This is a genomic window from Nitrosomonas sp. Nm58 (assembly GCF_900107335.1).
Classification (GTDB): Bacteria; Pseudomonadota; Gammaproteobacteria; order Burkholderiales; family Nitrosomonadaceae; genus Nitrosomonas.
Map to the genome: position 1 here is coordinate 90,415 of NZ_FNPQ01000005.1, position 11,554 is coordinate 101,968.

The window sequence follows — 11,554 nt, forward strand, 5'->3', positions numbered from 1 at the left end:
ATGAAGCGCCCAAGTTGATGTCAGGTGCAGGTTTTGTTAGCCAGCCTGCGGATTCTCAGATTCTCGGTCTGTACTTCCCGCGCCATTCAAAATACGTGTGACGAGATCAGATGTGGAGATGCCGGGCGTATAGACGAGTTCTTTAATCATATCGGGTGGAAGCGTCGTGCATAGTTTGTATTTTTCTGTCCGTTCTTCCTCGGAAGCGCAGGCGAACGTATAAATGGCAAAGCCGTATTGCGCCATAAATTCAGGCGTGGTATTCACCGGGCTGTCGGTAATGACCACGTCCACGTATTTGCAAGCTGAAACGACTGCAGCACGCTCTGCCTGCGTCATGACAGGGAGTTTTCCTTTGTTTTCCAGCACCCGCTCGTCCGGGACGACACAAACCGTTAAATGGGTGCCCAGTGCGCGCGCTTCGCGTAAGAAATTCACGTGACCTTCATGAAACAAATCGGCCACCATTCGTGTATAAACACGTCGCTGAGGCCGGTTTCCGGGCCAGGATGGAATATCCTGGCCTAAACGTGACAGGGTTCGTTCCAGCCATTGGCGGCTACGCAAAATGGCGACATCATCGGGATCTTTCAGGGCGATTTGATGAGCATAACGCCATGCTTTGGCAAGATTTCCTGCTAGCCAGCACTTAATCAGGCGATGATAGGCATAGCAGCGTACCAGCCAGGTGAATTTTTCAAGATTTAATGCCGAGATGACGGTATCCCAGTGGGGATTGGGAGTGCGCCAGTCGCCATAAAATGCAGCTAAAATTTTCTCGGGAGGTTGGGGAAACCATACGTTACCGTACGCGGTGCTGCGTTGTACCAAATCGAATCGGGGAAAAACCGAGACCCGTTGATACTCTGCCGGATGATCCGGCAAGGAAAAACCACCTGTGATCTGCTGCTCATTTCTGTACTGCAGGCCACATAAGTCAAGTGTCATGCCGGTCTCTGAGTGCACATAGTCACGATAATTACTGTAGGTAATGCCCGTGGGCACCTTGCACCACCCCATTTTTTCAAGCGCGTTGCAACAGGCTTCCCAGGATTCCATCCAGACTGCAATATCCAGATCTTTGTCAAAATCCAGTAGATGGCCGTTGCGCACTATGCCGAGCAGCGTTCCCGCAAACGGGAATGCGGGTATTCCCTGTGATGCCAGTTCTGCACAGGTGGTCCATAACAACTGTTCTGCCTTGCCGGAAACAAACAGGTTTTCTGCACCAGTTTGCTCTTCTGTCTGTTTCCGCTTTGCGGGCGCTTTTCCGGATTTGGCCAATGCAATGAGATGATTGATTGCACCAGTGAAATTATCCAGGGCAGTTGCCAGGTCCAATGCCAGGAAGCTTGCAGTCCCCATCAATTGCGCCCAGTACGCTTTCTGGAAATCACCTTGGCTATGGGCATAAATTTTCGCTGCATACGGCAAAATCTCGGCTACCTGACCTGTTCGCATTGCCAGCGCGCACCATAGTTTGGCGATATCGGGTGATAGGGGGGATTCTTTTTTTAACGGACTCAGTATTTTGTCTGCTTCGGTAAAATTACCCGCTTGAATAAAGTTTCGTGCTTGCTGCAATGATTCCATCAGTTTCTCAGTCATGATTTGATTTTCTACAGATTTCCGTGATTTTTTGGTATTTTACTTATTATTTTGTTATTATTGAGAATTACTCTCATTATTATTCTTATTTTTAAATAAGAATAATAAGTGAATTTGTAAATTTTTGATTTAAACTAATGCAATTGGAGGAAACAACATGGCTGTTACTCGCGAACCCCGCCCAAATCTCAGTAATTCTGGGAAAACTTCTGAAATTATTGATGGTATCGAATTTTTTGGCTTTGGTTCAGGCGGATTCGATGAAAATGACCTGCTTATTATTGGGGATGAGGCCGGTAATTTCCTCGAAGGAAATGGCGGCAACGAGGATCATGATAGGATCGAAGGAAATGGCGGGAACGATACGCTTAAAGGCTTGGGAGGTAACGACACTCTGTTTGGCGATGCCGGGGATGATGATCTGGATGGCGGGGAAGGCACCGACAAGCTGTTTGGCGGCGAAGGCAATGATATTCTGCGGGCAGGTCATGGCCATGACAGGATGACTGGAGATAGTGGTCACGATACGTTTGGTTTTTATGCGCCCGGTCATTTTCAGGTAAAAGATTTTGTTATTGGCGAGGACCGTTTCTTCTTTGATTCAGAAGTACTCGGCATTAATAGTATCGAGCAGCTTCTGCCATTTATAACCGGCTTCAATGAAAGGGTTGATGGCGTGACCGTTGAGTTTGGCGACGTAGGCGCTTCCATTGATCTTGTGGGTATACATACCGCTGATATCACCGCAGATATGGTGGTTTTTAATCTCTAATTACTTAGCTAGAGCCAGCTTTGCGAAGCTGGCGATTATAAAACAGAACAGGCCGTGATCAAGAAAACATCAAGATCACGGCCTGTTTCTTTTTAGAAAAAATACCCGCCATGAAGATTTCATGGCGGGTATTTTGTATTAAATCAGCTCTTTTTCATAATTGGCGATAACTGCCAATAGGGCCTCACGAGCAGCGATCGCTTTGTCAACTGCACCTGAAGCACAAGCTTCTTTCAAGTTTTGCAGCGCATTTTCCATTTTTACGCGTTCTAATGAATTTAGACGTAACCCCAGATCTGGAAGAAAGATATTGGCATAAAGCGACAATCCTTCAGCCGCCACTATGGCTCGATCGCGATCCGTGTTAAATGTCGACTCAATTTGAGCTAGATTATTGCGAATCTGGCCAATGATGCCTTTGCTCATTTCGCTCACAATCTGATTTGCAACCGTACCGGCTAAATCTCCAGCCAACTGGGCTTTAATAAGATTGCTGCCGGCTGGATTGAATTGCGCGATAAATACTTCAATAATCCGGTAGAAAAACACACCTTCAATCTGTTTTTCTCTGGCTTCATCGATATCCCTGTCCCGGTCAGCAATAATGCCTTCCACTTCACGCAATACGCCAATGAGGAAACTTCTAACCACTGGAATAATGATGTTTTCGCGCGCGATCGCAACATGGGTTTTGTCATTGGCATTTTCCTTGCCTAATGCCTCTTTGCCCTGAATAAATGCCAGTGTTATTTGGTCATCCAGGTTGGGGTTGGTGCCCGTCTCAATAGCCAGTCTATCCGCTGTCAGCACCTTGTTTTCTCTGGATGCCGTGCCGATAATTGCCTGATACGCCGCGTACGCCCGATCCCATTCAAGTTCAAGCGCCTCAGGTGCCAGGTTATCAAAGGCATCAAGGGCTAGCGTTACCCGGTTATAGATGACCAGGGCGAAAACGCGCTGTAATGTTTTGTCAATGGCTTGTGCAGCCAACGCAACCTGATTTTCATTCCTGATAAATCCGATGGCGGTCAATATATCGCTGTTCATTGACAATCCATAAATGCTATCAGCCAACAGAGTCAATTGTTGCAACTCTCCTTCATATTCTGCAGCGATAGCATCTGCATTAACAGGCGTTTGTCTACGTAACTCACCAATAGCCTGATAAGCTGAAACAGCGCTATCAATAAAAGCGGTGTCGCTCGTATTATTATATTTGGCTACATTAAGCTCGTTTTCATAGCTAGCCAGAATGGTTGATATGGCTTGACGTGCTTCTGCCGATTTAGGCGCACTATTTTCACTGCTGGCGCCTTGCAGAAGACTTAACGCATTCTCCAGATTGCTGCGCACGCCAGCACCCAGGCGGAGTTCTACATCCGGCAGAAGGATATTGGCGAAATACACTGCGCCTGCAGCTTCTGCCATCGCATGAGCACGATCTTTGCCAATATTCTGTTCTTGACCGTTCATTTCAGCTTTGACTCGGCCAATCAATCCCTTACTTAATTCACTGACGATTTCATCTGCTACAATTCTTGAAGCATTTCCTGTCAGCTGAGCTTTAATGAGCAAACTACCTGCTGGATTATCTCTGGCGATAAGTGATTCAATAATACGATAAAAAATTTCACCTTCTTTTAGCTCTATGGCTGTGGTTTCCGGATCCCGGTCTCTATTCTCAATAACACCGGCCACTTCACGTAAAACCGAATTGTAATAGGCGCGAGCTAATGACATCCTGATAGCGTAGCGCTCAACCCCGAAGTTCGCAAAATCTTCGACTGGGTTGCTTTTATTTAACGTTGCCCTAACGCGTTCAAATGATTCATTAATTAAAATATCCAATCCGGAATTGGCGCCTTCTTGCAGGGACCGTCTATCCGCAGTCAGAACCTGATTGGCTCTTGCAACAGTTCCAGTAATCGCTTGAAACGATGCGACTGCTTCATCTAACTTTTGAATGAGCGCGGCAGGGGTTCCATCATTAAATTGTTCTCGTATCGTTGCAATGCGATTAAAAATAATTTGATAGAAAACACGCTGCAAAGTCTTGTCGATGACCTGGCCCGCTAACTTGGGCGCATTGTTCTTTTTGATATCATCAATTGCAGCCAGAATATCGCTATCCAGACTCAAGCTATTGGTGGTATCGACTTCCTGTGTAAGGGTTTGCAGCGCACCCGCATAGGCGCCTGCAATGGCATCTGCGTTAATGGGTGATTCTCTTCGCAATGTGCCAATAGTCTTGAAAGCAGAAACAGCCGTTTCAATGGCCTCTTTGCTAGAGGTTGTTTGAAGTGTTGCAGCATAGACAATGCCGCTCTCGTTACTCAACGTAGTAATCCCGCCGTACAGCATCAAGATACTGCCCAGCATGATTAAAAATCTAGATAAAAGCATTTATATAACCCTCCATTGTTGAAAATAATAACAGTAATACAAATAATAATTATTATCAATCATATAATCACTGTCGCTCGTATTCCTTTAGAATATAAAAATGGATTGGTAATAAATTAGACCTGAAGGGTTTCCAGGTTTAATTTATTAGTTAGAAATTAGCAATCAAGGATGCACGGACTGCAACAGGCGATCCAGGCGTAATATTGTTATTGTTCTGAACCGACGCAAAATATTTTGCATCAAGTAAATTTTCTACATTGATTTGAGCACGGACTTGTTTGCTTAGCTGAGCAAATACGGCTGCATCAACCCGGGTAAAATCCGGGATGCTAACCGTATTATCAGTTGAAGCGAACATACTGCTGCGATAGATGACCCCCACTGCGGCACCAAATCTGGGTGTTAGGTCATATCGGCTCCATGCTGAAAATGTATTGCGAGGAAGTTCACCAACCGTGTTTCCTTTGGGTGCGCCAAGTTGTGAGCTGGTAATTTCGCCAACCTGATAAGCATAACCGCCCATCACGCTCCAGTTTGAAGTTAATTGACCATTGATACCTACTTCGACGCCTTCAGTGCGTTGTCCTTTGGTTAAAAAAGCCCGGGATGAATCATTGGGATCAACTGTAATCACATTGGTACGGTCTATTCGGAATGCAGCCCCCGTTATGGATAGATTGGGACGAATATCCCATTTGATACCGGCTTCCAGATTGGTAAATTTTTCTGGTTCGAGTGTCTGTGTGGTTACAGTCAAAGAAGTCAGTTGTTCGCCGGCGCGCGGCACAAATGCCTGACTGAAGCTTGCATAAACTGAAACAGGTTCGATCGGTTTGTAAATCAAGCCAAATCTTGGTGACAATAAGCCATCTTTGGTTTTCAGATGATCTTGATTACCATTCTTGTCGTGAAAATTTGTCTCGAACAGATCGTAGCGCACGCCGACTATTGCCTGGAGTTGAGGGATGAATTCAATCTGATCCTGGAAATAAAAAGATGTAATATCAACTTTACTGCGGTTATGCGCATCTCCTTCCGCATTAATGAACGTTATGGGAGCATTGGTGATGGGATTGCTGAGAGGAACGCGGAAGCTAGCTCCTCTAGGAGTAAGATCATTATTAAAGAACCCGGTTTCCCGTTTGTTATTGGTGATCTGTTGTCCTATTTCGATACCTGCCAGCAGGGTGTGCGCGATAGGCCCTGTTTCAAGTAAATACAGGAAATCCGTCTGATTGAAAACATTTTCACGGTCAGTGGCATTATTATAGGCACCCAGTGATATCAGGCTTGTAAAGGGAGAGACAGGGCCATTGGCAAACACGTTCTCATAAAATTTATCGTATTGAGCGTAATTTGTCCGGTTACGCAGGGTTATCCCAAGATCGAATCGATGTTCGATCAAGGAATTAAATGATAAGACCTCGACATTAGAATTGCTTCGTCTCGGATCTCCAAAGAATTGAGATCTTTTAACATCTACCGGGCCGCCCTGAAAGGAAGGGATGCCTCGGTCGGCAGTGCGATCGTCATGAAATCGTTCCATATTTAAAACAACTTTGGTGCGGTTAGTGGGTTTAATGGTTACGGTTGGCGAAATACCCAGGCGATTTGAATCTACGCCACCACGAAAGCTTCCAGCATCTTCAAATAGGCCATTTACCCGGAAAGCAACTTGATCATTAATGGCTTGGTTGACATCCGCTGTTATTCTCTTCAGATTAAATGAGCCTCCCTGAAAAGAAAACTCGCGAATGGGTTCCCAGCCTGCCTGTTTGGTCACGCGATTAATCACCCCGCCAGAGCCACCGCGCCCAAAAATCATTCCATTGGCGCCTTTCAGCACTTCAATTCGCTCGATGTTATAGAGATCACGGAAGTATTGAACATCATCACGAACCCCATCAACAAAGAAATCACCCGTTGAGCGATTGCCACGAAAAACCAGGGCATCACGATTTCCCTCACCTTGTGAGACACCGACACCCGGTACATAGCGCACAGCATCGCTTATACTTCGTACTGCCTGGTCCTTGATGAGACCTTCTGTTATCACAGAGATTGATTGAGGCACATCGCGTAACAGCGTATTGGTCTTGGTTGCTGTGATACTGTTGGTGGCCATATAGCGACTCTTTTCGCGATTGGCTGTTATCTGTATCGAGGGTAAGGTCGTGACAACGGGACTCGTTGCGGAACTGGCAGATAATTTTACAAGTGTGAAGCCATCAGCATGCGACATTACTTGCAATTCAGTGCCGGCAAGTAATCGATCTAATCCGGCTTTGGTTTCATAATTACCCGTTAAACCCTGTGTCGTTTTGCCCTGAACGCTTGCAGCATCAAAAAATATTTTTACGCCTGATTGATTCGAAAACTGATTGAGGGCGTTTTCCAGAGAGCCTGCGGGAATGTTATAAGTGCGTGTAGCAGATTCAGTAACTTCCGGCGATTCAGCAAAAACAATGTTTGGTAAAACAACAGCATATACGAGAAAAAATAATGTCGTATATAAAATTATACGATTGGATTGAGTGCCTCGACATTTGTTTTGCGCTTGAATGAAAGTTTTTATCCAATTCTGAGTAGTAGAAAATACAGAACTAAGGGCAGGCATTATTATTTCCAATAAGATTGGTCAAAGCAAAAGATTGATTTGTCAGGGGGGGGAGGGGATAGCTGGCTGGTTGAGTTGGCTGGCTGATAATGTCGAATGCCGCTGGCAGTGTCCGGCCAGCGACAGGTTAAGAATGTTACATTTGGCTTTGTAGCCAGTTCTGAATACCGACTTTTTGCATGACTTCCAGTTGCATTTCCAGCCAATCAATATGTTCTTCAGTATCTTCCAGAATCTGTTTAAAAACTTCTCGTGAAACATAATCCTGAGCTGTTTCACAAGCAGCAATCGCGGCAATGAGCGTCTCACGTGAAGCACTTTCAAGATTCAAATCGCAGGTTACGCATTCTTGCGCGGATTCGCCAATCAAAAGTTTACCCAGCTCTTGTAAATTGGGTAATCCTTCTAGAAACAGAATACGCTTAATGAGCTCGTCAGCGTGTTTCATTTCCTCAATGGATTCTTGATATTCGTGCTCTCCGAGTTTGTTAAAACCCCAGTTTTCGTACATGCGTGCATGAAGAAAATACTGATTGATTGCAGTTAATTCATGCTGTAACTGGCGATTCAACCAACGAATAATGTCTGCATTACCTTTCATAACTCTCTCCTCAAATGATGGACTCGTGGGGACGAGTGGGTTCAGGCGAAGGGGGTTGCGCCAAGGTTTTCTGCTTTCGTGTTTGATCCAGCACCATTTTTGTGTGACAGGCGCAGAGACCACACTGTTCAGTAACACCCAGGCAAGCTTTTAGATCACGCATTCGCTCAGCGCCTTGAAGAACGGCTTGACGAATAGCATGATCAGTAACTCCCTTGCAGACACAAATATACATGAAGCACGCCTTTTGTCGATTGGTTTAGAATTCGTTTGTTAATGATGAGTATAGTACAAACATTATCGCTAATGAGAATGATTCGTAATTATATTCATATTTGTGGAGAATGCAAGTAGTTATAATTAGCGAGCGTTTTTTTAGTGGCGGTTCAAGATAATAAGCCTATAAAATCGCCTGAATTCTCATCTTTTTCAACTGGCGGATGGTTTACAATCAGCGACAGCTATTACCAGAGACCAGAGAAACCGGGAGGAACCATGTCTAAGAAAATTTATCTCGTTGCGGGTGCACGGCCCAATTTTATGAAAATTGCACCTATCGTGCGGGCATTGCAGAAAAGTGGGGATTTGGTGTATCGAATCGTTCATACCGGTCAGCATTACGACCGGGAGATGAATGATGTGTTTTTTGAGGAACTTGGCATTCCAGAACCCGATATTTTCATGGCAGCAGGAGGAGGTAGCCATTCCCAGCAGACAGCCAAAATCATGCTGGCTTTTGAAGAGTATTGTCAGGCAGAACCACCTGATGCTATCGTAGTAGTAGGAGATGTTAATTCAACTCTCGCTTGTTCAATTGTGGCTAAAAAGCTTCATATCCCTGTAGCTCATGTAGAAGCAGGCTTACGTAGCGGCGATATAAAAATGCCAGAGGAGATCAATCGCCTGGTCACGGATAGTATTTCAGATTGGTTTTTTGTAACAGAACCAAGCGGAATGATGCATTTGCGCCGGGAAGGAAAACCCGATGAAGCCATTTATCATGTCGGGCACGTCATGGTGGATAATCTGCTTTATCAGATTAACAAACTAACCCAAACCGAAATGGAGGCTTCTGAGACAAGCAAATTTAAAGAAGTCCATGCAGCGCAGGCAAGACGCTATGGTGTGATTACGCTCCATCGGCCCAGTAATGTCGATGATGTTGAGGTGCTATCTAATATAAGTAAGGCATTAAAAGAAATTTCTATTGAACTGCCGCTGATTTTTCCAGTTCACCCTCGGACCCGTGATAATTTGAAAAAATTTGATATTGATCTGGGAAGGCATATTACGTTGGTAGGACCTCAAGCTTACATGCCCTTTCTCGATTTATGGAAAGACGCTGCCGTGGTGTTAACGGATAGCGGCGGTTTGCAAGAAGAAACGACTGCATTGGGTGTGCCGTGTATTACCATTCGTGAGAATACCGAGCGCCCAATCACGGTAGAGGAGGGGACGAATACACTTGTTGGGACCGATCCCGCGCGTATTATCGCTGAAGTGGGTAAAATTTTACGTGGTGAGGGCAAACAGGGGCGTCGGCCTCATTTATGGGATGGTAGAGCGGCTGAACGTATCGTTGAGGTACTTGCCTCAAAGCTTGCGGGTAGTTGAAGTAGCGCTGCTTATGCAAAATGAGCAGTTATAATTTGACATCGTTTTAAGAGATCAGAATTAAAAACATGCAATCGCTGATTCCTGTAGTCCTGTCCGGCGGATCTGGTACGCGTTTATGGCCACTTTCGCGTGAGAGATATCCTAAGCAGCTGTTATCCCTGGTTAATAAAGATTCATTATTACAAGCGACTGTGCGTCGTTTGGACGGGTTAACAGATGTACGTATCCAAGCACCCATGATTGTATGTAATGAAGAATACCGTTTTGTTATTGCCGAGCAGCTTAGGGTAATCGATAAAGAATGTAGTATTTTATTAGAACCCGCTGGGCGTAACACCGCTCCTGCATTAACACTTGCTGCATTGGCTGCTGGCCGTAATGATGCCGATCCTGTTTTGTTGGTGATGCCCTCTGATCATGTCATCGTAGATATTTCTGCTTTCCAAACGAGCGTGCGCAAGGGAATGGCCTTTGCTGAGGAAGGGGCCATGGTAACTTTTGGCATTACACCGGACGCGCCGGAAACAGGTTATGGCTATATTCAAGCGGGTGAAGCATTGAAAGAGCAGGATGCTTTTGGTATCACCCGTTTTGTTGAAAAGCCGGGTCAAGCCACTGCGCAAGCCTATCTGGACGATGGTTCTTATTTATGGAACAGCGGGATATTCATGATGCGCGCATCAATCTGGTTATCAGCAATGGAGCAATGCCACCCGGATATTCTGGCAGCATGCCGTGCCGCATGGGATCAAGGCTCGGTAGATGGTGACTTTTTACGTGTGGATAAAACAGCTTTCATGCTGTGCCCAAGTGATTCCATTGATTATGCGGTCATGGAACGATTGACTGAACAGCGTGATGTATTGCCTTCTGGGGTGGTCATTCCGCTTTCTGCGGGATGGTCTGATGTCGGTGCATGGGATTCGCTGTGGCATGTACTGCCCAAGGATGAAACGGGCAATGTGGTGCGTGGAGATGTCCTGTTGCATGAATGCCAGAATACGCTGGTTATTTCCGAGAATCGATTGGTGGCTTGTGTTGGCGTTCACGATTTGGCTGTGATTGAAACACCCGATGCCATTCTAGTTGCGCATAAAGATAGAACGCAAGATGTCAAGACGATTGTTGATGTACTGAAGCGCAGCGGGCGTGCTGAGGTGCTGTTGCATCGCAAGATATATCGTCCCTGGGGGTGGTATGATGCGGTGGATGCGGGAGAGCGTTTCCAGGTAAAACGAATCGTAGTCAAACCTGGCGCCGCCTTATCATTGCAAATGCATCATCATCGCGCAGAGCATTGGGTTGTCGTGCGCGGGACGGCAAAGGTGATACGTGATGACAACAGCTATCTTGTCAGTGAAAATGAGTCGACTTATATTCCATTGGGCGTTCGCCACCGCTTGGAGAACCCGGGTCGTTTACCGCTTGAGATGATCGAAGTTCAATCCGGCTCTTATTTGGGGGAAGACGATATTGTCCGCTTTGATGACAAGTATGGGAGAAATGAGGGTTAACCAGGGATCTCATCCAATTTATACTCATCGCACTTCAAAATTCGGTTTTTATAATCCCTCATCCGACCTTGTATATTAAAACCAACGACTAAATTGTTTTAAACTTGCGCTGATTTCTGGGGAAGCCGGTCCGACCTTAAGCTTTGAGCTTGTGAGAAGATAGGCTCCCCGCCCTCGTCATCGATATCGTGGAGTATCCAAGGTCTGTAAGCTTTGCTTCTGAACCTGAATTTGCAAGGAAGATAGATGAAGTGCCAGGGTCAGGGAACCAGAAAGCATGATAACAAAAATGGTATTGAGGAAATAGCAATGAATTACATCGGAATTGATGTTTCAAGTAAAGAATTGTGTGTTGTAGTGAGTGTTAATGGCAAACATCGAAAAGCACAATTATTTGAGAATGTGCCGGAAGATCATAA

Annotated in this window: 8 protein-coding genes; 3 read left to right on the plus strand and 5 right to left on the minus strand. The window is 45.5% G+C overall.

What is annotated here, in order from left to right; genetic code table 11:
- Positions 1-36 precede the first annotated feature (36 nt).
- Positions 37-1,608, minus strand: coding sequence for an adenylyltransferase/cytidyltransferase family protein (locus tag BLW34_RS03805; RefSeq protein WP_090575819.1), 1,572 nt, complete (start codon positions 1,606-1,608; stop codon positions 37-39).
- A gap of 157 nt (positions 1,609-1,765) precedes the next feature.
- On the opposite strand from BLW34_RS03805, the gene BLW34_RS03810 reads away from it, so the two are divergent.
- Positions 1,766-2,380: a calcium-binding protein gene (locus BLW34_RS03810; RefSeq protein ID WP_090540316.1), complete on the plus strand. Its 615-nt coding sequence runs from the start codon at positions 1,766-1,768 to the stop codon at positions 2,378-2,380.
- Between the two features lie 138 nt (positions 2,381-2,518).
- On the opposite strand, the gene BLW34_RS03815 is transcribed toward BLW34_RS03810, so the two are convergent.
- The 4 genes from BLW34_RS03815 to BLW34_RS03830 form a co-directional block, all read right to left on the minus strand.
- Positions 2,519-4,783, minus strand: a complete 2,265-nt coding sequence (locus BLW34_RS03815) for a hypothetical protein (RefSeq protein WP_177165950.1) — start codon at positions 4,781-4,783, stop codon at positions 2,519-2,521.
- A gap of 151 nt (positions 4,784-4,934) precedes the next feature.
- Positions 4,935-7,403: a TonB-dependent siderophore receptor gene (locus BLW34_RS03820; RefSeq protein WP_090575822.1), complete on the minus strand. Its 2,469-nt coding sequence runs from the start codon at positions 7,401-7,403 to the stop codon at positions 4,935-4,937.
- A 136-nt stretch (positions 7,404-7,539) separates the two neighbouring features.
- Positions 7,540-8,004: a bacterioferritin gene (bfr, locus tag BLW34_RS03825; RefSeq protein ID WP_090540312.1), complete on the minus strand. Its 465-nt coding sequence runs from the start codon at positions 8,002-8,004 to the stop codon at positions 7,540-7,542.
- A 10-nt stretch (positions 8,005-8,014) separates the two neighbouring features.
- Positions 8,015-8,239, minus strand: coding sequence for a (2Fe-2S)-binding protein (locus BLW34_RS03830; protein ID WP_090575826.1), 225 nt, complete (start codon positions 8,237-8,239; stop codon positions 8,015-8,017).
- 260 nt (positions 8,240-8,499) lie between these two features.
- On the opposite strand from BLW34_RS03830, the gene wecB reads away from it, so the two are divergent.
- Positions 8,500-9,618 carry a non-hydrolyzing UDP-N-acetylglucosamine 2-epimerase gene (wecB, locus tag BLW34_RS03835; RefSeq protein WP_090575851.1) on the plus strand — a complete coding sequence of 373 codons (1,119 nt, stop codon included), beginning with the start codon at positions 8,500-8,502 and terminating at the stop codon, positions 9,616-9,618.
- Positions 9,619-9,686: 68 nt separating this feature from the next.
- A complete protein-coding gene (locus tag BLW34_RS03840) occupies positions 9,687-11,135 on the plus strand; it encodes a mannose-1-phosphate guanylyltransferase/mannose-6-phosphate isomerase (RefSeq protein ID WP_090575829.1) in 1,449 nt (482 codons plus the stop codon).
- Positions 11,136-11,554 lie beyond the last annotated feature (419 nt).

Excerpts from the sequence above, each read along its gene's own strand:
- BLW34_RS03820 (WP_090575822.1), bottom strand. The coding sequence starts at position 7,403 with ATGCCTGCCCTTAGTTCTGTATTTTCTACTACTCAGAATTGGATAAAA.
- bfr (WP_090540312.1), bottom strand. The coding sequence starts at position 8,004 with ATGAAAGGTAATGCAGACATTATTCGTTGGTTGAATCGCCAGTTACAG.
- BLW34_RS03830 (WP_090575826.1), bottom strand. The coding sequence starts at position 8,239 with ATGTATATTTGTGTCTGCAAGGGAGTTACTGATCATGCTATTCGTCAA.
- BLW34_RS03810 (WP_090540316.1), top strand. The coding sequence starts at position 1,766 with ATGGCTGTTACTCGCGAACCCCGCCCAAATCTCAGTAATTCTGGGAAA.
- BLW34_RS03815 (WP_177165950.1), bottom strand. The coding sequence starts at position 4,783 with ATGCTTTTATCTAGATTTTTAATCATGCTGGGCAGTATCTTGATGCTG.
- BLW34_RS03805 (WP_090575819.1), bottom strand. The coding sequence starts at position 1,608 with ATGACTGAGAAACTGATGGAATCATTGCAGCAAGCACGAAACTTTATT.
- wecB (WP_090575851.1), top strand. The coding sequence starts at position 8,500 with ATGTCTAAGAAAATTTATCTCGTTGCGGGTGCACGGCCCAATTTTATG.
- BLW34_RS03840 (WP_090575829.1), top strand. The coding sequence starts at position 9,687 with ATGCAATCGCTGATTCCTGTAGTCCTGTCCGGCGGATCTGGTACGCGT.